Origin of the sequence: Microbacterium sp. H1-D42 (assembly GCF_022637555.1) — a bacterium.
GTDB lineage: Bacteria > Actinomycetota > Actinomycetes > Actinomycetales > Microbacteriaceae > Microbacterium.
Genome location: NZ_CP093342.1, coordinates 1,172,055 through 1,194,022, shown reverse-complemented (window position 1 = coordinate 1,194,022; position 21,968 = coordinate 1,172,055). Strand labels below are relative to the sequence as shown.

Below are 21,968 nucleotides of genomic sequence, written 5' to 3'. Positions count from 1 at the left end.
CTGCTGCTGATGACTCGAGGCTCGCGGCCTACGACTTTATGTACGGTTCGCCGTCAGCGGCTGGCGGTCGCGAACGCCCGACCAGTCCCGCCACTGCGAAGATCGTGACGACGTACGGCAGCATCAGCATGAACTGGCTCGGCACCGGCGACCCGATGACGCTCAGCACGCCCTGCAGGTTGGTGGCGAAGCCGAACAGCAGCGCAGCCAGAGTCGCCTTGATCGGATCCCACTTGCCGAAGATCACCGCGGCGAGGGCGATGAAGCCGGCGCCCGCTGTCATCTCCTGGTTGAAGCGCGGCACCGAGACCAGTGTGTAGAAAGCACCGCCCATGCCTGCGACGGCACCGCCGAGCAGGATCGCCCGGTAGCGGGTCGCCGCCACCTTGATGCCGACGGTGTCGGCCGCCTGCGGGTGCTCGCCGACTGCCCGCAGGCGCAGACCCCAGCGGGTGCGGTACAGCGAGAAGGCGACGAGGGCGACCACCGCGTACATCAGGTACACGATGAGCGACTGCTGGAACAGGATCGGACCGAGGACCGGGATCTCGCTGAGCACCGGGATCGGCAGCACACCGAAGGTCTCGGGGCTGTTCATGGTCTCGGTGTTCGGTGCGAGCACCTGACGGAACAGGAACGTGGTCATGCCGACGACCAGCACGTTCAGCACGACGCCGACGATGACCTGGTTGACGTAGTACGTGATCGTGAAGACACCGAGCACGAGCGCCACCAGCATGCCCGCTGCCATGGCCGCGATCAGTCCCGCCCACGGCGTGCCGGCCAGGGTTGCGGCGACCGCGGCGGTGAAGGCGCCAGCGAGGAGCTGCCCCTCGATGGCGATGTTCACGACACCGGCCCGCTCGCCGATCACGCCGCCGAGCGCACCGTAGATGAGCGGCGTCGCCAGCGCGAGCGCGCCGCCGAGAAGGCCGATCATCGGCAGAGTCGCCCCGGCTGCTGCCCAGGCGAGGAATCCGATCAGCAGCACCGCGACGTATCCGACGATCAGCCAGAGCGAGATCTTGCGGCGGCTGCGCACGGCGACGGCGGCGAGCACGGTGCACACTGCCAGCAGCGCCACCGCCACCCACGCGGTCAGCGTGGCCGGAAGCACGACGTCGGGCACGGGGATCGCCGCACTGTCCTCGGCGAGCCGGAACGTGGTCACGCCCTCGCGCGGCGCGAGCAACGGCAGCAGGGCGAACAGCACGGTGAAGATGCCGAAGATGATCGGAGTCTTCCAGGAGACGACGGCGACGCGACGCGGCTCGTCGATCTGCGCTTCGCTCAGCTCGGTCGTGACGCTCATGCCGACACCTCCTTCTTGGCCGCGGCGCGCTTGCGGCGCCGAGGCGGACGACCGGGCTCAGGGAGCCCGAACATGGCGCGCACCAGAGGCGGCGCGGCGATGAACAGCACGATCAGGGACTGCACGACCAGGATGATCTCGACAGGGATGCCCTGCGAGGACTGCATGGCGAAGCCACCGGTCTTGAATGCACCGAAGAGCAGACCGGCGCCGAGGATGCCGAGCGGCGACGAGCGTCCGAGCAGGGCGACGGTGATGGCGTCGAAGCCGATGCCGGCGTCGATCCCACCGCCGAAGCCGTTCACCTCGGTGCCGAGCACCTGGCTGACGCCGGCGATGCCGACAAGCGCACCGGCGATGAGCATGACGACGAAGTACATCCGGCCGACGTCGATTCCCGCCACGCGGGCAGCAGCCGGGTTCTCGCCGACGGCCCGGAACCGGAAGCCGAGCGCCGAGCGCTCGAGCAGCCACCAGGTGAATGCCACGGCGAGAAGCGCGAGCAGGAAGCCGGCGTGCAGCTTGTAGCTGGGGCCGAGGATCAGCGGCAGCTGCGCCGTCTCCGGCATCGGCGCGGTCTTGGGGTTGCTCGAACCCGGTGCCTGCAGCAGCCCCTGCGTGGCGAGCATCCAGGCCAGCAGGTAGAAGGCGATGTGGTTGAGCATGATCGTCGTGATGACCTCATGCGCCCCGGTTCGGGCCTTGAGGTATCCGGCGATGCCACCCCACACTGCGGCGGCTGCCATACCGGCGACGACGGCGACGATCAGGTGCAGCACGATCGGCAGGTCCATCGTTGTGGCGACGTACCCGGCCGCGGCTGCGGCCATCAGCATCTGCCCCTGGCCACCGATGTTGAACAGACCGGCGCGGAAGGCGAGGCCTACGCCGAGACCGGCGGCGATCAGGGGGGTCGCGAACTTGAGCGTCTCCGTGAGGGGCTTGATCCCCTGGGCGAACGTGTCGGCGTTGTAGTTGTAGATCGCCCCGCGGAACAGAGCCGCGTATGCGCCCGAGATCGACTGCCAGATCGCGGCGAACGTGTCCATCGGCTGGGCGAAGAAGTAGCTGGCCGCGGCCTGCACGTCCTCGTCGGTCGCGGCGATCATGATCGAGCCGACGACGACCGCGATCAGCACCGCGAGCAGCGAGATGATGCCGTTGCCGGTGACGATGGCCTGCAGCGTCACCTGCCACCGTGACGGCGCGACCTTCGTCTCCGGCTCGGCGAGCGTGGTCTGCGTCTCCGGGGCGCTCATGCGATCTCTCCGTTCGCGTCGGCGGGGGTCGTCTGCGTCGAGCTCTCGGCGGAGGCGACCGCCTCGGACATGCCGGCCATCATCAGGCCGAGCTTCTCGCGCGAGGTGTTGCCTGGGACGATCCCGACGATCCGTCCGCGGTACATCACCAGGATGCGGTCGGCGAGTGCCGAGACCTCATCCAATTCGGTGGAGATGAGCACGACGGGCACTCCGGCGTCCCGCGTCTCGACGATGCGTTTGTGGATGAATTCGATCGAGCCGACGTCGACGCCGCGGGTCGGCTGCGCTGCGACGAAGAGCGACAGTTCACGGCTCAGCTCTCGGGCCAGCACGACCTTCTGCTGGTTGCCACCGGAAAGTCGCCCTGCCGACTGCGCAGGACCCTGCGTGCGGATGTCGAACTCGGCGATCTTGTCGTGCGCGAACTTCTCGAGCTGGCCCCGCTGGACAGTGCCGGCGACGACGAAGGGTGCGCCATGCGAGCGGTCGAGCATGAGGTTCTCCGAGATGGAGAACTCCTTGACCAGTCCGTCGACGCTCCGGTCCTCAGGGACGAATCCGACGCCGGCCTCGAGAATCTGCCTGACCGTGCGTCCGACGAGCTCCTTCCCGTCGAGGCGGATGCTGCCGCGCACGTCGTTCTGCAGGCCGATGATCGCCTCGGTGAGCTCGGTCTGGCCGTTGCCCTGCACACCGGCGATGGCGAGCACCTCGCCGCCCCGCACCTCGAACGAGGCGCGGTCCACCGTGACCGTGCCGACCTCGTCGGCGACGGTGAGGTCTGTGACGACGAGTCCGTTCTCGCGCAGCACTGCAGCGTCCTTGCTGACGGTCAGCTCGACGGCGCGACCCACCATGAGCGATGCCAGTTCGGCGTTGGTCGCGGTGGGCGATGCCTCGCCGACGACCTTGCCGAGGCGGATGACCGTGATGCGGTCGGCGACCTCGCGCACCTCGCGGAGCTTGTGGGTGATGAACACGATCGAGGTGCCCTGCTCCTTGAGCTGGCGCATCGTCGCCATCAGCTCGTCGGTCTCCTGCGGAGTGAGTACCGCGGTCGGCTCGTCGAACACGAGCACCTTCGCCTCGCGGGAGAGCGCCTTGATGATCTCGACGCGCTGCTGGACGCCGACCGGGAGGTCTTCGATGAGTGCGTCCGGGTCGACATCGAACCCGAAGCGGTCGGAGATCTCGCGCACCCTGGCGCGCGCGGCGCCGATGTCGAGGCGTCCGCCGAATGTGGTCTGCTCGTGGCCGAGCATGACGTTCTCGGCGACGGTGAAGACCGGGATCAGCATGAAGTGCTGGTGCACCATGCCGATGCCAGCGGCCATCGCGTCTCCTGGTCCCGCGAAGTGCTGCTCGACGTCGTCGAGCAGGATGTCGCCCTCATCGGCCTGGTACAGGCCGTACAGCACGTTCATCAGCGTCGACTTTCCCGCGCCGTTCTCACCGAGAAGACAGTGGATCTCGCCTGGCTCGACCGTGAGGTCGATGTGGTCGTTGGCCGTCAGCGCGCCGAACCTCTTCGTGATGCCGCGCAGTTCAAGCTTCATGTGTCGATCCTATTCAGCAGACCGTCCTGAGCGGGAGTCCCCCGACAGGCAGAATCGGGGAGGTCGGCGTCCGCCGACCTCCCCGATTCCGATGCGTCACTTGTTCAGGTAGGAAGTGACCTCGACCTTGCCGTCGATGACGTCCTGGCGCAGCTGCTTGACCTCGTCCTGCAGACCGGAGTCCACCTTGTCGGCGAAGTTGTGCAGGTCGGCGATGCCGACGCCCTCGTTCTCGAGCGTGCCGACGTATGCCGTCGCGTCGAACTCGTCCTTGCCGCTGGACAGCACGGCCTGGTACGTCGAGAGGTCCATTGCCTTCAGCACCGAGGTGAGCACCACGTCAGCGGTGCTCGGGTCGGTGACGAACAGGTCGGCGTCGGCGCCGATCAGGGCGATGTCCTTGCCGGACTCCTTGATGGCCTGCTGAGCCGACTGGTAGATCGGTCCGCCGACGGGGAGGATGACGTCGACACCCTGGTTCAGGATGTTGACCGCGACCTGCTTGGCGTCGGGGTTGGCCTCGAAGCCGCCGGTGAAGGAGCCCGTCTTGCCGTCCCAGCCGATGACCTTGACGTCCTTGCCCTTGACCTCGTTGTAGTGGTTGACGCCCTGGAGGAAGCCGTCCATGAAGATCGTGACGGTGGGGAACTCCATGCCGCCGTAGGTGCCGACCTTGCCGGTCTTCGAGTAGCCGGCCGACAGGTAGCCCGCGAGGAACGCGGCCTGGGCGGTGTCGTACAGCAGCGGCTTGATGTTCTCGGCGTCCTTGGTGCCGTCGAAGTCGTTGTCCGCAGCGTCGTCGACGAGGATGAAGTCGGTGTCCGGGTTGGCGGTCGCGGCCTCGACCGTGGCGGCCGACAGTGCGAAGCCGACGGCGACGATGGCGTTGCAGCCCTCGCTGACCAGGTTGGTCATGTTGGGGCCGTAGTCGGTCTCGGCGTTGGACTGCACGTCCTTGAGCTCGACGCCGAGCTCATCGGCAGCCTTCTGCGCACCCTCGAACGAGAGCTGGTTGAACGACTTGTCGTCGAATCCGCCCATGTCGGAGACGATGCAGGGCAGGAAGTCGAGTGCTTCGGGAGCCCCGCTGCCCGCGGGCTTCTCGGTGGGCGCCTGGCCACACGCGGCCAGGCTGAGGACGACGCCGGCGGCGAGAGTCGCGCCGAGCAGTTTCTTGGTGATGGAGATGGACACTCATGCCTCCCTGAACGAAACCGCGGACATCGCGGATCGATCGAGATTACCGACTGTTACGCGCTGTGCGCATCATTTCCCCTGATGTGCTGGCGAAAGGTTACAAAGCTGCAATGATGACCGCGCGATGCGCCCGCCATTGCGCCCAAGTCGGGCTACAGCACGTCCCCGCGTCCGGTGAGCTTGAGGGACTCCACAACGCCCTTCACGCGCTGTGCGTGCTCGACGGTCGTCACCAGCAGGGCATCCGGGGTGTCGACCACGACGATGTCCCGCACGCCGACCAGGCTGATCACCCGGGAGGTCTGACTGACCAGGATGCCGCTGGCAGCATCCGACAGCACCCGCGCCTTCGGCCCGAGTACGGCGAGGTCGTTCTTGCGGCCGTGGGTGATGAGTTTGGTGAGCGAGGCGAAGTCGCCGACGTCGTCCCAATCGAAGTGCCCTGGCACGACGGCGAGACGGCCACGCTCGGCGGCGGGCTCGGCGACGGCGTAGTCGATGGCGATCTTCTTCAGCCGCGGCCAGATGCGATCGACGGCGGGTCCGCGCCGCTCACGGTCATCCCATGCCTCGGCGAGTTCGAGCAGGCCCGCGTGCAGCTCCGGCTCATTCGCCGCGATCTCATCCAGCAGCACGCTCGCCTTGGCGATGAACATCCCCGCGTTCCACAGGTAGCCGCGATCGGCGAGGTAGGCCTTCGCCGTCTCGAGATCCGGCTTCTCCACGAAGCGCTCCACCAGCGCCGCCTCGCGGGCGCCTTCGATGATCAGCTCGCCGCCGCGCTTGATGTAGCCGAAGCCGACAGACGGCTCGGTCGGCGAGATGCCGATCGTGCAGATGTACCCCTCGCGCGCCACCTCGACGGCGTCGCGAACCGCGAACTCGAAGACCCGAGTGCCGCGGATGACGTGGTCGGCGCTGAACGAGCCGATGATGACGTCGGGTTCGCGCCTGTGCAGGATCGCCGCGGCGAGACCGATCGCCGCTGCCGAGTCCCTCGGCTCGGACTCGAGAATGACATTCAGGTCGGCGATGCCTGGCAGCTGCTCCTCGACCGCGGCGCGGTGGGCGCGACCCGTCACCACGGCAATCCGATCCGGCCCTGTCAGCGGCACCAGACGATCCCAGGTGTCGCGCAGCAGCGACTGCCCGGACCCGGTCAGGTCATGCAGGAACTTCGGCGCGTCCGCTCGGGAGAGCGGCCACAGCCTGCTGCCGATGCCGCCGGCCGGGATCACGGCATAGAAGTCGTCGATTCTGCCCATGGCATCCAACCTATCCGCGACGGGGCCTCTGCACGATGCACGCCCGCGTGACGCGCTAAGGGTCGCCTTCGTCGCACTCAGCGTTCTGACAGGAATAGGATGGACACGGCGGGGCGTGCCCTGATGCACGCACCCGACATCTCATCGATCAGGGAGGACGACGTGTCCACGAGCACACGCTTGACACCGTCGATTTCGGAGACCACCTCGAAGGCTCCGCGCGGCACGCTCTACCGGGGGCGAGAGGGAATGTGGTCCTGGGTGCTGCATCGCATCACCGGCGTCGCGATCTTCTTCTTCCTGCTGGTGCACGTGCTCGACACGGCGCTCATCCGGGTATCTCCCGAGGCGTACGACGCGGTCATCGGCACCTACAAGAACCCGATCATGGCGTTCGGCGAGGTCGTGCTGGTCGCCGGCATCGCGTTCCACGCCATGAACGGCCTGCGCATCATCATGGTGGACTTCTGGTCCAAGGGTGCCAAGTACCAGCGCCAGCTCTTCTGGATCGTGATCGGCGTCTGGGCAGTGATCATGGCCGGGTTCATCCCCCGCCACCTCGCCCTCGCGTTCGCCGGCTTCGGAGGAGAGCACTGATGTCCACCCAGACCGCTGTCGCACCAGCGCGCCGCAAGCGCGGATTCAACCTCGAGAAGTGGGGCTGGCTGTTCATGCGCGCCTCGGGCGTCGTGCTCGTCGTGCTGATCTTCGGCCACCTGTTCGTCAACCTGATGCTCGGCGACGGCATCCACGCCCTCGACTTCGGCTTTGTCGCGGGCAAGTTCGCCGACCCGTTCTGGCAGTGGTGGGACGTGCTGATGCTGTGGCTCGCACTGATCCACGGCGCGAACGGCATGCGCACCATCGTCAACGACTACGTCACCCACGCCAAGGTGCGCACCGCGCTGGTGTGGGCTCTCGGCCTGGCCGCAGGCCTGCTGATCATCCTCGGCACCCTCGTGGTGTTCACGTTCGACCCCTGCCTGGGTGTGACCGAATCCAGCACGCTGTGGGAGACCTGCCAGGCGCAGGGCTAGAGAAGAAGGCAAACAGACTGTGACTACGCAGACCCAAGATTCCGTCGTCCGCGACGGCGTGCATTACCACCAGTTCGACATCGTCATCGTGGGCGCCGGCGGCGCCGGCATGCGTGCCGCGATCGAAGCGGGCCCCGGCGCGAAGACCGCCGTGATCTCGAAGCTGTACCCCACTCGCTCGCACACCGGTGCGGCGCAGGGCGGCATGGCCGCAGCGCTCGCCAACGTCGAGGACGACAACTGGGAGTGGCACACCTATGACACGGTCAAGGGCGGTGACTACCTCGTCGACCAGGATGCCGCCGAGATCCTCGCCAAGGAGGCCATCGACGCGGTCATCGACCTCGAGAACATGGGTCTGCCGTTCAACCGCACCCCCGATGGCAAGATCGACCAGCGTCGCTTCGGCGGGCACACCGCCGAACACGGCAAGACTCCCGTGCGTCGCGCCTGCTACGCCGCGGACCGCACCGGTCACATGATCCTGCAGACGCTGTTCCAGAACTGCGTGAAGCTCGGCATCAACTTCTTCAACGAGTTCTACGTGCTCGACCTCGTCACCGTGAAGGATGCCGAGGGCAAGACGCAGGTCGCGGGCGTCGTCGCCTACGACCTCTCCACCGGCGAGCTGCACGTGTTCCAGTCCAAGGCCGTCATCTTCGCCACCGGCGGCTTCGGCAAGATCTTCAAGACCACGTCCAACGCACACACCCTCACCGGTGACGGCGTCGGCATCGTGTGGCGCAAGGGCCTGCCCCTGGAGGACCTGGAGTTCTTCCAGTTCCATCCGACCGGACTCGCCGGCCTCGGCATCCTCCTCACCGAGGGCGCCCGTGGTGAGGGCGCCATCCTGCGCAACGCCTCGGGTGAGCGCTTCATGGAGCGCTACGCCCCCACCATCAAGGACCTCGCACCCCGCGACATCGTCGCGCGCAGCATGGTGCAGGAGGTCGCGGAGGGCCGCGGAGCGGGCCCGCACAAGGACTACGTCTACCTGGACTGCACGCACCTCGGGGCCGAGGTGCTCGAGACGAAGCTCCCCGACATCACTGAGTTCGCTCGCACATATCTGGGCGTGGACCCGGTCGTCGAGCCGGTGCCGGTGATGCCGACGGCGCACTACGCAATGGGCGGCATCCCCACCAACAACAACGCCGAAGTGCTGCAGAACAACACCGAGACCGTCCCCGGCCTGTACGCCGCGGGCGAGTGCGCCTGCGTGTCCGTGCACGGCTCGAATCGCCTCGGCACCAACTCGCTGCTGGACATCAACGTGTTCGGCAAGCGCGCCGGCCGCAATGCAGTCGAGTACGTCAAGACCGCAGAGTTCCAGCCGATGCCTGAGGACGCAGTCGATGGCGTGCGTGGCATGATCGAGGGCCTTCGCAGCAACCAGGGCACCGAGCGCATCGCCGTGCTGCGCAAGAAGCTGCAGGACGAGATGGACAAGGGCGCGCAGGTGTTCCGCACCCACGAGTCGCTCGAGCATGTGCTCGGCGTCATCAAGGAGCTGCGCGAGCGCTACAAGAACGTGCATGTCGACGACAAGGGCAAGCGGTTCAACACCGACCTGCTCGAGGCAGTCGAGCTCGGCTTCCTGCTCGACATCGCCGAGGTCGTCGTCTACGCCGCGCAGAACCGCGAGGAGAGCCGCGGCGGCCACATGCGCGACGACTTCCCGAACCGCGACGACGAGAACTACATGAAGCACACGATGGCCTACCTGACCGGCGACCCGCACTCGTCGACCCCGGCCGATCACATCAAGCTGGACTGGAAGCCCGTCGTCTTCACGAAGAACGACAAGGGCGAGTTCAATTACCCGCCGATGGAGAGGAAGTACTGATGTCCGAGGCACTCGTGGAACCCGATCTGGCCGCCGCGGCAGAAGCCGCGGATGCAGCATCCGATTCCGGTGTTCAGTCCTACCTCGTCACCTTCAACATCCGTCGGTTCGACCCCGAGGTCGATGAGGAGCCGCGCTGGGTGGACTACGACGTCGAGCTGTACGCGACCGACCGCGTGCTCGACGCGCTGCACAAGATCAAGTGGGAGGTCGACGGTTCACTGAGCTTCCGGCGCTCCTGCGCCCACGGCATCTGCGGATCCGATGCCATGCGCATCAACGGCCGCAACCGGCTCGCCTGCAAGACGCTGATCAAGGACCTCGACATCTCGAAGCCGATCTACGTCGAGGCGATCAAGGGTCTGCCGCTCGAGAAGGACCTCATCGTCGACATGGAGCCGTTCTTCGCCTCCTACCGCGAGGTGCAGCCCTTCCTCATCGCGAACTCGACGCCGGAGAAGAACAAGGAGCGCGTGCAGTCGATCTCCGACCGCGCGATCTACGACGACACCACCAAGTGCATCCTGTGCGCGGCGTGCACCTCGTCGTGCCCGATCTTCTGGACCGACGGCCAATACTTCGGTCCGGCGGCGATCGTCAACGCCCACCGCTTCATCTTCGACTCGCGCGATGACGCGGCCGACGTGCGCCTGGACATCCTCAACGACAAAGAGGGCGTGTGGCGCTGCCGCACGACCTTCAACTGCACCGAGGCGTGCCCCCGCGGCATCGAGGTCACCAAGGCCATCGCCGAGGTCAAGCAGGCCGTTCTGCGCGGCGGACGCTGATCTGATCGCTACTCTGGGGTCGTGACCGAGACCGAGCCTGCGAAGACGGCGAGTCCCAGCGCGCGTGACAGACGCGGCGTGGCCGCTGAGGCTGCGCGCGAAGAGCAGCATCTGCGCGAGCGCTGGGAACTCACGCAGGAGAGCCTGCGCGAGCGGTTCGACGTGCCCATCGAGCGGGCCACGAAACTGACCCGCCGCACCATGGCGCTGTTTCCGGTGCGCGTGTGGCGCAACTTCCTGCAGCACGAGGGCTTCCTGCTGGCCGCAGGCGTCAGCTATCAGACCCTGTTCGCCTCGTTCGCGGCGATCTACGTGGCGTTCGCCGTCGTCGGCCTGTGGCTGGGCAACGACGACGAGGCCGTATCGAACCTGATCGACGCCATCAACACCTTCATCCCCGGCCTTATCGGCGAGCACGGCGTAGCCACCGTCGCAGATGTGCAGGAGATCACCACCAGCATGACGGGCACGCTGGGGATCACAGGCGCCATCGCCTTGGGTACCCTGATCTGGACCGCCATCGGCGCGATCTCCTTCGCTCGCCGGGCCGTTCGCGGCGTCTTCGGCATCGCGCCTGACCGCCGCAACTACTTCCTTCTGAAGTCGCTGGATCTGCTCGCGGCGATCACCTTCGGCGTCGGTCTGCTAATCGGAACGGCCCTGAGCACCATGGGCACCTGGGCGCTGAACACCGTCTTCACTCTGGTCGGGATGAGTCACACGTCGACGTTGTTCAGCGCCAGCGTCCGTATCCTCACCATCGCCGTCCTTTACGTCGTGAACACGGCTCTGCTCGCCGCGCTGTTCCGCTTTCTCACCGGCACCAGCCTCACCTGGCGGCGCATCCTGCCAGGCGCGTTCCTCGGTGCCAGCGCGACCACGGTGCTGCAGCTCGGATTCGGTCTGTTCCTGAGCTACTCGCCGTCCAACCCTCTGCTGGTCACCTTCACTGTGTTCATCGTGCTGCTGCTGTGGTTCCGGCTGATCGGAATCGTGCTGCTGGTCGCCGCATCGTGGATCGCGGTGGCCGCATCCGACAACCACGTGGCACTGATCCCGCAGACCGAGGCCGAGCGCCTGGCGAAGGAGCATCAGGCACTGCTGCTTGCCGCCCAGGTGCGGCTGCGCACCGCGGTCGACGAGCGTGCGACCGCACCGTGGTATCGGCGCTGGGTGGCTGACCGCGCCGTACGGGATGCGCAGGAGGAGCTGAAGCAGGTGCAGGATGCCACGCCGCCTGCCCCCGTGGCCAGGAAGCAGAAGAGTGTCGGAGCCGATCATTAGGCTGGTGACATGCCTCATCTGCGTATCGCCTCAGTCAACGTCAACGGGATCAGAGCGGCGGTGCGCAACGGCCTGCACGGCTGGCTGGACGCCGCAGACGTCGACATCCTGACGCTGCAGGAGGTGCGTGCTGACGACGAGCATCTCGAGGCCGCGTTCCCCGACTGGTCGATCGTGCACGACAAGGCGACGGCGAAGGGCCGTTCAGGCGTCGCCGTCGTCAGCCGCCATCCTGCGCTGGCCTCACGCACGACCTTCGGTGATGACGACTTCGACTCCGCCGGCCGCTGGATCGAAACGGACTTCGCACTCGGCGAGACCCCCTTGACCGTCGTGAGCGCGTACGTGCACTCCGGCGAAGCCGACACGCCCAAGCAGGACGAGAAGTGGAAGTTCCTCGACGCCATGGAGCAGCGGATGTCACAGCTCGGCGCCGACGGCGCTCTCGCGCTGGTGACCGGCGACCTGAACGTGGGGCATCGACCGCTCGACATCCTGAATTGGAAGGGCAACGTCAAGAAGTCCGGCTTCCTGGCGCGGGAGCGAGCGTACTTCGACCGCTTCCTCGGCACCGCTGGCGAGCCCGTGGTCGGTCAGGAGGGAATCGGCCGAGGTATGGTCGGTCAGCTCAGCGACACGCGCGCGCACGCTCCGGAGGGCGAGGGCAAGGGACTCGGCTGGGTCGACGTGGGCCGCGCGCACCACGGCGAGGTCGAAGGGCCCTACACCTGGTGGTCGATGCGCGGCAAGGCGTTCGACAACGACAGCGGATGGCGGATCGACTACCACCTCGCCACCGCTCCCCTCGCGGCACGCGCGACCGGCTACTCGATCGCCCGAGCCGCCACGTACGCCGAGCGCTGGAGCGACCACGCGCCCGTCATCGTCGATTACACGTACTGACGCGGGGTTCCTGAGGTTGCGTGCGCGCACCATAGGATTGACACCGTGACCAGACCACGCCTCTATTCCGGAATGCAGCCCTCCGCCGACTCCCTCCAGGCCGGCAACTACATCGGGGCGCTCCTGCAGTGGCGTGACATGCAGACCTCGTACGACGCGTTCTTCTCGGTGGTCGATCTGCACGCCATCACGGTGCCGCAGCAGCCGGAGGAGCTTCGCGAGAAGACGCGGCGCACCGCCGCGCAGTACATCGCCGCCGGCATCGAGCCGTCGAAGTCCACGCTGTACGTGCAGTCGCATGTGCGTGCGCACGCGGAGCTCGCCTGGATCCTCAGCACGATCACCGGCTTCGGCGAGGCCGGTCGGATGACCCAGTTCAAGGACAAGTCCGCGCGCTACGGGCAGGACTCCACGTCGGTGGGCCTGTTCACCTACCCGGTGCTGATGGCAGCCGACATCCTGCTGTACCAGAGCGAGCTCGTGCCTGTGGGCGACGACCAGAAGCAGCACGTCGAGCTGACCCGCGATCTCGCTGAGCGGTTCAACAAGCGCTTCGGCAAGGCGTTCACTGTGCCGATGCCGGTCATCCAGAAGGAGACCGCGCGGATCTACGACCTGCAGAACCCCAGCGCGAAGATGTCGAAGTCGGCCGAGAGCGACGCCGGCGTGCTGTGGCTGCTGGATGACCCGGCCAAGTCCGCGAAGAAGATCATGCGCGCCGTGACAGACAACGAGGGCTCTGTGCGCTTCGACCGCGAGAACAAGCCGGGCGTCTCGAACCTGCTGACGATCTATGCGGCACTGAGCGGCCGCCAGGTCGGCTCCATCGAAGACGAATACGCGGGCCGTGGCTACGGCGACTTCAAGAAGGGCCTCGCAGAGGTCGTCGTCGAGGAGTTCGGTCCGGTGCGCGAGCGTGCGAACGAGCTGCTCGCCGACCCTGCCGAGCTCGATCGCATCCTCGCGGTCAACGCGGCGAAGGCGGATGCTGTGGCGGACGCCACGCTCTCCGACGTCTACGACAAGGTAGGGCTGCTGCGCCGTGTCTGAGCCCTTCGGATCCCCTCCCCCTCCCCCGCCGGCGCCGCCCTCGGGCGCGTACGGCGTGCCGATCGGCGGCTACCCTGCTCCGGCCGGCGGATACATGGTGCCGTACGTCGAGCCCCCGGCATCGCGTGCCACCGGCGCGATCGCGCTGGTGCTGTCGTTGATCGCGGCAGTGGTCGTCCCGATCGTCGGCGCGGTGTTCGGCTACCAGATCGGCGTGCTCGTGCCGGTCACGGCCATCGACGTCAGCGTCGAGTCGACGTTCCAGGACGACCTCGCCCTGCTGGCACCCGCACGCATGCAGGTGCTGTGGGCAGAGGTGACGTTCTGGGTCGGCACGGCCATCGGCATCACGGCCCTGGTCATCGGCATCATCGCGACGGCGAAGCGGCGTGGCCGCGGCCTCGGGATCACCGCGATCATTCTCGCGGCGGTCGGCCCGGCGTTCTTCTTCCTCGCCGTCTTCGCGACATTCGGCGTCGGCGCAGCCGTCGGGTCGCTCTGAGCCCCGGCGTGCTGCGGCACGCGCACGTCAGCCGCGCGGTGCGTGGTGCTTCTGCTGCGCTGTGAGCAATCCGTCGCCGACCAGCTGCTCGACAGCATCCGCCGCGTCTGAGATCAAGATCGGCAGCGTCTTCTGCTCGGCTGAACCGAACGGCGAGAGCACCCAGTCGGCCGGGTCCTGACGCCCAGGAGGGCGTCCGACGCCCACGCGCACGCGCGGGAACTCCGCCGTTGTGAGGGCGAGGGCGACGTCTCGGACGCCGTTGTGCCCGCCGTGACCGCCGCCGATCTTGAGTCGGATGCTGTCGAACGGGATGTCCAGCTCGTCGTGCACGACGACCACGTGCTCCGGTTCGACGGAGTAGAAGCGCGCCAGTGCTGCGACAGGGGTGCCGGAGACGTTCATGAACGAGTTGGGCTTGGCCAGCACCAGTTTGTCGCCGCCTGGGCGGAGCCAGGTTTCGATGACGCGCGCGCCGGCCTTGTGCTCGCGGAATCGCTCATTGCGGCGGTCGGCGAGCTCATCGAGCACCATCTGACCGATGTTGTGCCGGGTCGCCGCGTAGCGGGGTCCCGGATTGCCGAGCCCCACGATCAGCCACGTGGACGCCATGCTCGCTCCTCTCGCTGACAATTGTCGCTCACCATTGTGAGCCGGATATGACAGAGGGGACGCGATCAGCTCGCGCCCCCTCCGTCGACATCTCAGCGGATCACTCCGCGGCGGCCTCGGCGGCCTGTTCAGCGGGAGCTGCGGCAGCCTCCTCAGCGTTCTCCTCCGCGACCTCAGCGGCCGGGATGGAGACGGCGACGAGCAGCACGTCGGGCTCGTCGAGCAGTGCAGCGCCCTTGGGCAGCTTCACGTCGCCGGCGGTGATGTGAGCGCCCTCCTCCAGGCCCTCGACGCTGACCTCGAGGTGCTCGGGGATGTGGGTGGCCTCGACCTCGAGCTTGATGGTCGCGACGTCCACCGTGACGATGGTGCCGCTGAACGACTCGCCGGTGACGACGATCGGAACCTCGACGACGACCTTCTCGCCCTTCTTGACGACCAGCAAGTCGATGTGCTCGATGATCTGGCGCACCGGGTCCTTCTGCACGTCCTTGACCAGCGCGAGCTGCGACTTGCCGTCGATGTCGAGGTCGAGCAGCGCGTTGGCGCGACGGATGATCAGCGAGACCTGGTGGCCGGGCAGTGCGACGTGCACCGGGTCGGTGCCGTGGCCGTAGACGACCGCGGGGATCTTGCCCTCGGCGCGCAGGCGACGGGCGAAGCCCTTGCCGAAGTTGGTGCGGAGGTCGACGTGGACCTTGTTGTCGTCAGACATGGTGGTTCTCCTTCAGACGCGCGGGATGTTCGCGCGGTGGTCATGGATCGGCGCCTCGGACTCGGACACGAGGAGGTGCAGCCACGATCTTCAGAAGACCCGTGATCTTCGAAGGACCACTGTGCTCACATCACCGCGTCGATCACGGATGTGTCGCGCGTGCACGACTCATCCCTCGCCGAGGAACTCCTCCATCGTACCGGAAACGTCGATATGCTGTTGCCATGCTTGATGCCGCCTTCATCTCCCACGCGATCCTCTGGCTGATCGGGCTCATGGCCGTCGGCGCTGTCGTCGCCACTTTCGGTGCACTCTTCGCGATGGGCCGCTCCGGCTACCGCAAGGACTGAACTCCGCGCCGAGGGTTCGGGGCGTCACATGCGCCCGGGTGCACGATCGGTGACGGTACGCTGATAACGATCCACCCGTTGCCCTCGAGGAGTTCACTGTGCCCGAAGCATCTGCCAACATCGGAGTCGTCGGCCTGGCTGTGATGGGGTCGAATCTGGCCCGTAATCTGGCCTCTCGCGAGGGCAACACGGTGGCGGTGTTGAATCGTTCCCGGGTGAAGACGGATGAGTTGGTGGCCGCGCATCCGGAGGCGGGGTTCGTGCCGGCGTTCTCGTATGAGGAGTTCGCCGCGTCGCTGGTGAAGCCGCGGACGGCGATCATCATGGTCAAGGCCGGTGGTCCCACTGATGCGGTGATCGATGCGTTGACGGCGGTGTTCGAGCCGGGTGACATCATCGTCGACGGTGGTAACGCGTTCTTCCCTGACACGATCCGCCGTGAGAAGGCGGTGCGGGAGACGGGCATCAACTTCGTCGGTGCCGGGATCTCCGGTGGCGAGGAGGGTGCCCTGCTGGGCCCGAGCATCATGCCGGGTGGGTCGGATGAGTCCTGGGTCACCCTCGGCCCGATCCTCAAGTCGATTGCGGCGGTCGCGGAGGGGGAGCCGTGCGTGACGCATGTCGGCCATGACGGGGCTGGGCATTTCGTGAAGATGGTGCACAACGGCATCGAGTACGCCGATATGCAGTTGATCGCGGAGGCGTATGACCTGATCCGCCGCGGCACCGGCAAGACCCCCGCGCAGATCGCGGACATCTTCGCGGACTGGAACCGGGGCGAGTTGGAGTCGTACCTGATCGAGATCACCGCCGAGGTGCTCCGCCAGATCGACGCCACCACTGGGCTGCCGCTGGTGGATGTCATCGTCGACCAGGCCGGCGCCAAGGGCACCGGCGCCTGGACCGTGCAGACCGCCCTCAGCCTGGGCGTGCCCGTCTCCGGCATCGCGGAAGCCACCTTCGCCCGGTCGCTGTCCTCCCACCCGGAGCAGCGCGCCGCTGCTGGGGGGCTGCCCGGCCCGGATGAGGCGTTCACCGTCCCGGACGACCAGGTCGAGCAGTTCATCGAGGATGTCCGCCTGGCGCTGTATGCGTCGAAGATCGTCGCCTACAGCCAGGGGTTCGATGAGATCCGTGCGGGCGCGGCCGAGTACGACTGGAACATCGACCTGGGTGCTACAGCGAAGATCTGGCGTGGCGGGTGCATCATCCGCGCCCAGTTCCTCAACCGCATCGCCGACGCCTACGCCCAGACCCCCGACCTGCCCGTGCTGATGGCCGCCCCCTACTTCGCCGACGCCCTCACCCGCGGACAAGCCGCCTGGCGGCGCGTCGTCATCGCCGCCGCCACCGCCGGCATCCCCGCCCCCGCCTTCAGCTCCTCCCTGTCGTACTACGACGGCATCCGCGCCGACCGCCTCCCCGCCTCCCTCGTCCAAGGCCAACGCGACTTCTTCGGCGCACACACCTACCGCCGCACCGACAAACCCGGCACCTTCCACACCCTCTGGTCCGGCAACCGCACCGAAATCGAAGCCGAAGACACCCACTGAGCACATAGCTGGATCCCAGCCCACACCCAGCGGGTTCCATAGATTTTCCATAGCTGATTCGTCAGAATGGATGCATGAGCACCGAGCACCCGGAACTGCGCCGCCCCGACGGCACGCCCCTGCGCATTCTCGCCGTGGACGATGAGCCGATGCTCACCGACCTGCTCGCGATGGCGCTGCGGATGGAGGGCTGGGAGGTGCGCACGGCAGCCTCAGGTCTTGAGGCGCTGACGGTCGCGCGCGACTTCGAGCCCGACGCACTCGTGCTGGACGTCATGATGCCCGACCTCGACGGCATGAGCGTGCTGCGCCGACTGCGCGAAGCCGGCAATCTGGTGCCGGTCGTGTTCCTGACGGCGAAGGACGCCGTCGCCGACCGCATCGCCGGCCTCACCGCCGGTGGCGACGACTACGTGACCAAGCCGTTCAGCCTCGAAGAGGTGATCGCACGGCTGCGCGCCGTCATCCGCCGCTCGGGTCAGGGTCGCGCCGAGGACGAGCAGGCGATCCTGCGCGTCGCCGACCTGTCACTGAACGAGGACAGCCACGAGGTGATGCGCGGCGACGACGAGATCGAGCTGACCGCCACCGAGTTCGAGCTGCTGCGCTTCCTGATGCGCAACGAGCGCCGCGTGCTGTCGAAGGCGCAGATCCTCGACCGGGTGTGGAGCTATGACTTCGGAGGCAAGTCGTCGGTCGTCGAGCTGTACATCTCGTACCTGCGCAAGAAGATCGACGCCGGTCGCACTCCCCTGCTGCACACCGTTCGCGGTGTCGGCTACATGATCAAAGCACCGCAGTAGGGAGTACGCATGCTCGCCCGTCCGCTGAGCCTGCAGGCCCGGCTGATGGCCGCGGTGATCGGGTTCGTCAGTCTCATTCTCGTGATCGTCGCGATCATCACCAGCGCCACGCTCGGCAACACCCTGGAGATCCGGCTGCAGGAGCAGGTCAATGCCGCAGCTTCCGAGACCGTGCCGCTCGTCACCAAGCGCGCGCAGACCGCGGCAGTGTTCGGAGAGCCGCTGACTGCCGAATACGCAATGGACGGTCAGCAGGTGGCTGGCAACAGCCTGTTGCTGGTGCTGGCCCCGCCGAACACCCCGCCGTCTGGCATCATCGTGACCCCGGACGAGCGCACCGCGCTCTCGGCCGAGGATCTGCTGATCCTGACCTCGGCGCTGCACGACTCGCGCAATGCCACCGTCATCCTGCCTGACTTCGGGTCGTACCGGGTCACGGCCGATCGGACCAGCAACGATGTGGTCGTGATCACCGGGCTTCCCAGGGCAGATGTGCAGCGCACCATGACCTCGCTGTTCACCACCGTCGCTCTCGCGACACTGGGTGGCCTGATCCTGCTCGCGATCACGACGGCGCTCACCATCAGCATGGGGCTGCGGCCGCTGCGCGCTGTCGCCGCGACGGCGACGCGCGTCGCGAGTCAGCCGCTGGATCGCGGCAAGGTGACCATCACCGAGCGCGTGCCCGAGTACGAGGCCGATCCTCGCACCGAGGTGGGCAGAGTCGGTGTCGCACTGAACACGCTGCTCGATCACGTCGACACGTCTCTGGCTGCTCGCCAGCGCAATGAGGACCGGATGCGACGGTTCGTCGCCGACGCCAGCCATGAGTTGCGCACTCCGCTGGCATCTATCCGCGGCTACTCCGAGCTGTCGCTGCGGGCGCTGGGGCAGGGCCATGGGGCGGATGCCCTCGAGCACACCACCTCGGCACTGGAGCGCATCCAGGCCCAGTCGCTGCGCATGACCCGCCTGGTCGAGGACCTGCTGCTGCTGGCGCGACTCGACGAGGGCACCGAACTCGTGCACGGCACCGTCGACCTCTCACAACTGGCCGTGGAGGCTCTCGCCGACGCTCAGCCGACCGGCCCCGATCACATCTGGAAGCTGGAGGCGCCGGAAGAGCCGGTGACCGTCCCTGGTGACACGGGACGGCTGCACCAGGTCGTGGCGAACCTGCTCGCCAACGCCCGCACCCACACGCCTGCCGGCACCACCATCACCCTGACCGTCGCAGCCGTAGACGGCGGAGCCGAGTTGCGCGTGCACGACGACGGCCCCGGCATCGACCCCGCGGTGCGCGACGAGCTCTTCGCCCGGTTCGCGCGCGGCGATGTCTCGCGTGCCCGTCAATCGGGCGGAACAGGTCTCGGCCTGGCGATCGCGAAGGCGATCGTCGAAGGACACGGCGGATCGATCTCGGTCGCCAGCGAGCCGGGTGACACGACGTTCACCGTGCACCTGCCCGCCGCCGAGCCAGCGCCTGCAACGCCGCCCGCAGCGCCGGCTCAGTAACCGGCGAACGCGTCCGTCGTCAGACCCCGCGCCTTCTGCAGCGCCGGCGCGAGGTCGGCGATGAGCCGCGGCGGGCCCGAGATGTAGGCGTGGCGCATCGCGAGGTCGGGCACGACCCGCTCCAGGCCGTCGGCATCGAGTCGGATGCCACGGGCCCACGTCCACTGCTCCGGAAGATCCGCCGGCTGGTCGCGCGTGAACACGATCGTGGGCACGCCGGTCTCCTCCAGCTCGGCGCGGAAGGCGAGTTCGGATGCCGCGGCGGCGACGTACACCAGCACGATGTCTCGCTCGACTCCTGTGGCCCGCAGCTGGCGCAGCTGTGAGACGAAGGGGGTCACCCCGATGCCGGCGGCGACCATCAGCACCGGTGCGGTGCCCCGCGGCAGCACGAAGTCTCCCCAGGTGCCCGTCACCGGCAGCACGGCCCCTGGCTCGGCGGCCTTCAGCGCCCGCTTGTAGCTGGATGGATGCTTCTGATCGCCGTCCTTGTAGGCGATGCGCAGCGTCGGCAGGTCGGCCGGCGCCGAGACGATGCTGAACTCGCGGCGCGTGCCGCGGGCATCGGGGTTGCGGTGCGGCACCTCGAGCTCGAGGTACTGCCCAGCCACGAACGAGAGCCTGCCCTTGGTGCGGAAGGTGAGCTCCTGTGCGGTCGGGGTGACGAACTCGCGGCGGGTGAGGACCAGCCGCACGGAGCCGCGCACCGCGAAGGCGAACGCCAGCAGGTTGCCGATCAGCAGCGCGCGCTCCTGGCCGAGCGTGAACATCCCACCGACGAGGATCGGCCAGCCCGCGACCACGCCGACCAGCCCGGCCACGCTGAACTGCTGCCAGCGCCGCGGCGGGAGGGTGAGGGGCTCCGAGAGCATGAAAGCGCCCAAGAACAGGTATGGCGTCTGCGTGAGAGCGAACAGCGCAGCATCCGACACGGCGAACGCAAGGCCCGCTGACTGTGCCTGCACGGCCTGACGCACCACCGAGACGCCGACGGCGACCAGCAGGAACACCAGCACGACCCGCACCTTCTCGGTGCGCCACAGCACCACCAGTCCCAGCACGGCCACCGGGATCGCCATCGCGGGCGCGCCCACCCACCATGCCGAGAAGGTGCCGAGCCCGAAGATCGTCACCACCGCCGCGCCGAAGGCGGCCGGGTTCAGGATGTGCCTCCCGCGCCAGGCGATCACGTACTTCGACAACGCAGCCAGCGCTCCGGCGAGCGCGTTGCCGGCGAGACCTGTGAGGGTGAGCGACGGCTGCAGCACGAACAGCAGGATCAGGGCGGTGACCAGTGATGACTCGATGCGCCAGGGCAGGCGCAGCAGGCGCTGTGCGGCGGCGTCGACGAGCGAGATGACGACGGCGAGCACGAGGAAGGATGCCAGGATCGAGGCCGCCGACGGCCCGACCAGCCCGGTGAATGACAGGCCGATCGCGATCACCGCCAGCGCGATGAGCGCGAACAGCACGAGTCGGTACATCGAGAGGGCGCCGAGCACCGCGAGAACTCGCTGCCTCAGCGCCATGAAAGAGGTGGTCACACCCTCTACTCTTCCCTATCTACGAGAGGAAGAGCTCGCCTGCGAACCCTTGGGACCGCTCCACGCGCCCGTCCGTCGCCATTCGCACCCAGTCGACGCCCCAACGCCGGGCCAGCTCCGCTCCCCCATCGAAGAACAGCGCCGTCGCGACGGCATCCGCTCGCATCGCGTCTTCGGCGAGCGCCCAGGTCGCCGCCCACGTGCGCACCGGCAGTCCAGTGCGCGCATCCAGCACATGGTGCAGCCCGTCACCCCAGGCACGTCTGTTCACCGCAGAAGCGCACAGCGCGCGCTGGGTCACCTCCGCGATGCCGATCGCCGAAGTCGGGTCGTACGGGTGCTCGAGCGCGACGCGCGCCGTGCCACCGCGCACGCGCAGGTCGCCTGACGCGTCGACGATCACCCGTCCCGGCACGTCGGAGAGCACATCCACAACCAGGTCGACGAGGCGCCCCTTGCCGAGCGCACCGACGTCGATCACTGCGGGTGCGTGCACCGACACCGCAGAGCTGCTCCACGTCAGCATCCGCTCCCACCCCGACGGCGCCGCCTCGGGCACACCATCTCGCAGGGTGAGTGCCGGGTCGTAGCCCAGCGCCTCGAGACCTGCGCCGACCAGCGGATTCACCGCCCCGTTCGTCGCCCTGGCCAGGTCGCGGTACGCATCGAGCATCGGCACGGCATCCCGCGGCGCATCGATCGTCCCGCCACCGCGCAGCGCCGACACCAGCGAGTCGGGCCGAAAGCGCGACCACTCCTGGTCGAAGCGCGCGATCGTGATCGTCACACCGTCACGCAGGCCGGACGACAGCGGCGCCTCGGTCTCGATCTCCCAGAGGGTGCCGATCGCGTCGAAGCGCCACACCGGCATCCG

At 67.4% G+C, this 21,968-nt stretch carries 21 protein-coding genes; 12 read left to right on the top strand and 9 right to left on the bottom strand.

What is annotated here, in order from left to right:
* Positions 1 to 28 precede the first annotated feature (28 nt).
* The 5 genes from MNR00_RS05645 to MNR00_RS05625 form a co-directional block, all read right to left on the bottom strand.
* On the bottom strand, positions 29 to 1,312 hold the full coding sequence (locus tag MNR00_RS05645; RefSeq protein WP_241928185.1) for an ABC transporter permease: 1,284 nt from the start codon (positions 1,310 to 1,312) through the stop codon (positions 29 to 31).
* On the bottom strand, positions 1,309 to 2,571 hold the full coding sequence (locus MNR00_RS05640) for an ABC transporter permease (protein WP_241928184.1): 1,263 nt from the start codon (positions 2,569 to 2,571) through the stop codon (positions 1,309 to 1,311). The genes MNR00_RS05645 and MNR00_RS05640 overlap by 4 nt, the downstream gene beginning before the upstream one ends.
* A complete protein-coding gene (locus MNR00_RS05635; RefSeq protein ID WP_241928183.1) occupies positions 2,568 to 4,130 on the bottom strand; it encodes an ABC transporter ATP-binding protein in 1,563 nt (520 codons plus the stop codon). Before MNR00_RS05635 ends, MNR00_RS05640 begins: the two co-directional genes overlap by 4 nt.
* Before the next feature lie 96 nt (positions 4,131 to 4,226).
* Positions 4,227 to 5,324 carry a BMP family ABC transporter substrate-binding protein gene (locus tag MNR00_RS05630; protein WP_241928182.1) on the bottom strand — a complete coding sequence of 366 codons (1,098 nt, stop codon included), beginning with the start codon at positions 5,322 to 5,324 and terminating at the stop codon, positions 4,227 to 4,229.
* 155 nt (positions 5,325 to 5,479) lie between these two features.
* The gene (locus MNR00_RS05625; RefSeq protein ID WP_241928181.1) at positions 5,480 to 6,592 is read right to left on the bottom strand and encodes a mannose-1-phosphate guanylyltransferase; all 1,113 of its coding nucleotides are present in this window, start codon (positions 6,590 to 6,592) and stop codon (positions 5,480 to 5,482) included.
* 162 nt (positions 6,593 to 6,754) lie between these two features.
* On the opposite strand from MNR00_RS05625, the gene sdhC reads away from it, so the two are divergent.
* The 8 genes from sdhC (at position 6,755) to MNR00_RS05585 (ending at position 14,002) form a co-directional block, all read left to right on the top strand.
* Positions 6,755 to 7,189 (top strand): succinate dehydrogenase, cytochrome b556 subunit, encoded by a 435-nt coding sequence (gene sdhC / locus MNR00_RS05620; protein ID WP_241928180.1) that lies wholly within the window; start codon positions 6,755 to 6,757, stop codon positions 7,187 to 7,189.
* Entirely contained in the window at positions 7,189 to 7,629 is a 441-nt protein-coding gene (locus MNR00_RS05615) for a succinate dehydrogenase hydrophobic membrane anchor subunit (RefSeq protein ID WP_241928179.1), read from the top strand. Before sdhC ends, MNR00_RS05615 begins: the two co-directional genes overlap by 1 nt.
* Positions 7,630 to 7,648: 19 nt before the next feature.
* Entirely contained in the window at positions 7,649 to 9,475 is a 1,827-nt protein-coding gene (sdhA, locus tag MNR00_RS05610; protein WP_241928178.1) for a succinate dehydrogenase flavoprotein subunit, read from the top strand.
* Positions 9,475 to 10,263: a succinate dehydrogenase iron-sulfur subunit gene (locus tag MNR00_RS05605; RefSeq protein WP_241928177.1), complete on the top strand. Its 789-nt coding sequence runs from the start codon at positions 9,475 to 9,477 to the stop codon at positions 10,261 to 10,263. Before sdhA ends, MNR00_RS05605 begins: the two co-directional genes overlap by 1 nt.
* A 21-nt stretch (positions 10,264 to 10,284) precedes the next feature.
* Entirely contained in the window at positions 10,285 to 11,547 is a 1,263-nt protein-coding gene (locus MNR00_RS05600; protein WP_241928176.1) for a YihY/virulence factor BrkB family protein, read from the top strand.
* A 9-nt stretch (positions 11,548 to 11,556) separates the two neighbouring features.
* On the top strand, positions 11,557 to 12,450 hold the full coding sequence (locus MNR00_RS05595; RefSeq protein ID WP_241928175.1) for an exodeoxyribonuclease III: 894 nt from the start codon (positions 11,557 to 11,559) through the stop codon (positions 12,448 to 12,450).
* A gap of 72 nt (positions 12,451 to 12,522) precedes the next feature.
* Positions 12,523 to 13,500, top strand: coding sequence for a tryptophan--tRNA ligase (gene trpS, locus MNR00_RS05590; protein ID WP_241928768.1), 978 nt, complete (start codon positions 12,523 to 12,525; stop codon positions 13,498 to 13,500).
* Entirely contained in the window at positions 13,493 to 14,002 is a 510-nt protein-coding gene (locus MNR00_RS05585) for a hypothetical protein (protein ID WP_241928174.1), read from the top strand. The genes trpS and MNR00_RS05585 overlap by 8 nt, the downstream gene beginning before the upstream one ends.
* 27 nt (positions 14,003 to 14,029) lie before the next feature.
* Here MNR00_RS05585 and pth read toward each other — a convergent pair whose 3' ends face one another.
* On the bottom strand, positions 14,030 to 14,614 hold the full coding sequence (gene pth, locus MNR00_RS05580; protein WP_241928173.1) for an aminoacyl-tRNA hydrolase: 585 nt from the start codon (positions 14,612 to 14,614) through the stop codon (positions 14,030 to 14,032).
* Between the two features lie 100 nt (positions 14,615 to 14,714).
* Positions 14,715 to 15,329, bottom strand: a complete 615-nt coding sequence (locus MNR00_RS05575) for a 50S ribosomal protein L25/general stress protein Ctc (RefSeq protein WP_241928172.1) — start codon at positions 15,327 to 15,329, stop codon at positions 14,715 to 14,717.
* 224 nt (positions 15,330 to 15,553) lie between these two features.
* Between MNR00_RS05575 and MNR00_RS17205 the strand changes: the two genes are divergently transcribed.
* The 4 genes from MNR00_RS17205 to MNR00_RS05560 all read left to right on the top strand — a co-directional run bounded on the left by MNR00_RS17205 (position 15,554) and on the right by MNR00_RS05560 (position 19,550).
* A complete protein-coding gene (locus MNR00_RS17205; protein ID WP_277884366.1) occupies positions 15,554 to 15,679 on the top strand; it encodes a hypothetical protein in 126 nt (41 codons plus the stop codon).
* A gap of 143 nt (positions 15,680 to 15,822) precedes the next feature.
* Positions 15,823 to 17,232 carry an NADP-dependent phosphogluconate dehydrogenase gene (gene gndA / locus MNR00_RS05570; RefSeq protein ID WP_241928767.1) on the top strand — a complete coding sequence of 470 codons (1,410 nt, stop codon included), beginning with the start codon at positions 15,823 to 15,825 and terminating at the stop codon, positions 17,230 to 17,232.
* A gap of 74 nt (positions 17,233 to 17,306) precedes the next feature.
* Complete coding sequence (locus MNR00_RS05565) at positions 17,307 to 18,035, top strand: response regulator transcription factor (protein WP_277884365.1); 729 nt, start codon at positions 17,307 to 17,309, stop codon at positions 18,033 to 18,035.
* 9 nt (positions 18,036 to 18,044) lie between these two features.
* Positions 18,045 to 19,550, top strand: coding sequence for an ATP-binding protein (locus tag MNR00_RS05560; RefSeq protein WP_241928171.1), 1,506 nt, complete (start codon positions 18,045 to 18,047; stop codon positions 19,548 to 19,550).
* Here the strand turns inward: MNR00_RS05560 and MNR00_RS05555 are convergent.
* Together MNR00_RS05555 and MNR00_RS05550 are read right to left on the bottom strand one after the other, a co-directional pair.
* A complete protein-coding gene (locus MNR00_RS05555) occupies positions 19,544 to 21,079 on the bottom strand; it encodes a flavodoxin reductase (RefSeq protein WP_241928765.1) in 1,536 nt (511 codons plus the stop codon). The two genes, MNR00_RS05560 and MNR00_RS05555, sit on opposite strands and share 7 nt — an antisense overlap.
* Before the next feature lie 34 nt (positions 21,080 to 21,113).
* Entirely contained in the window at positions 21,114 to 21,965 is an 852-nt protein-coding gene (locus MNR00_RS05550; RefSeq protein WP_241928170.1) for an FAD:protein FMN transferase, read from the bottom strand.
* Positions 21,966 to 21,968: the final 3 nt, after the last annotated feature.

Excerpts from the sequence above, each read along its gene's own strand:
- MNR00_RS05575 (WP_241928172.1), bottom strand. The coding sequence starts at position 15,329 with ATGTCTGACGACAACAAGGTCCACGTCGACCTCCGCACCAACTTCGGC.
- trpS (WP_241928768.1), top strand. The coding sequence starts at position 12,523 with ATGCAGCCCTCCGCCGACTCCCTCCAGGCCGGCAACTACATCGGGGCG.
- MNR00_RS05640 (WP_241928184.1), bottom strand. The coding sequence starts at position 2,571 with ATGAGCGCCCCGGAGACGCAGACCACGCTCGCCGAGCCGGAGACGAAG.
- gndA (WP_241928767.1), top strand. The coding sequence starts at position 15,823 with ATGGGGTCGAATCTGGCCCGTAATCTGGCCTCTCGCGAGGGCAACACG.
- MNR00_RS05625 (WP_241928181.1), bottom strand. The coding sequence starts at position 6,592 with ATGGGCAGAATCGACGACTTCTATGCCGTGATCCCGGCCGGCGGCATC.
- MNR00_RS17205 (WP_277884366.1), top strand. The coding sequence starts at position 15,554 with ATGCTTGATGCCGCCTTCATCTCCCACGCGATCCTCTGGCTGATCGGG.
- MNR00_RS05635 (WP_241928183.1), bottom strand. The coding sequence starts at position 4,130 with ATGAAGCTTGAACTGCGCGGCATCACGAAGAGGTTCGGCGCGCTGACG.
- MNR00_RS05550 (WP_241928170.1), bottom strand. The coding sequence starts at position 21,965 with ATGCCGGTGTGGCGCTTCGACGCGATCGGCACCCTCTGGGAGATCGAG.
- pth (WP_241928173.1), bottom strand. The coding sequence starts at position 14,614 with ATGGCGTCCACGTGGCTGATCGTGGGGCTCGGCAATCCGGGACCCCGC.
- MNR00_RS05615 (WP_241928179.1), top strand. The coding sequence starts at position 7,189 with ATGTCCACCCAGACCGCTGTCGCACCAGCGCGCCGCAAGCGCGGATTC.
- MNR00_RS05645 (WP_241928185.1), bottom strand. The coding sequence starts at position 1,312 with ATGAGCGTCACGACCGAGCTGAGCGAAGCGCAGATCGACGAGCCGCGT.
- MNR00_RS05560 (WP_241928171.1), top strand. The coding sequence starts at position 18,045 with ATGCTCGCCCGTCCGCTGAGCCTGCAGGCCCGGCTGATGGCCGCGGTG.
- MNR00_RS05565 (WP_277884365.1), top strand. The coding sequence starts at position 17,307 with ATGAGCACCGAGCACCCGGAACTGCGCCGCCCCGACGGCACGCCCCTG.
- MNR00_RS05595 (WP_241928175.1), top strand. The coding sequence starts at position 11,557 with ATGCCTCATCTGCGTATCGCCTCAGTCAACGTCAACGGGATCAGAGCG.
- MNR00_RS05605 (WP_241928177.1), top strand. The coding sequence starts at position 9,475 with ATGTCCGAGGCACTCGTGGAACCCGATCTGGCCGCCGCGGCAGAAGCC.
- MNR00_RS05555 (WP_241928765.1), bottom strand. The coding sequence starts at position 21,079 with ATGGCGCTGAGGCAGCGAGTTCTCGCGGTGCTCGGCGCCCTCTCGATG.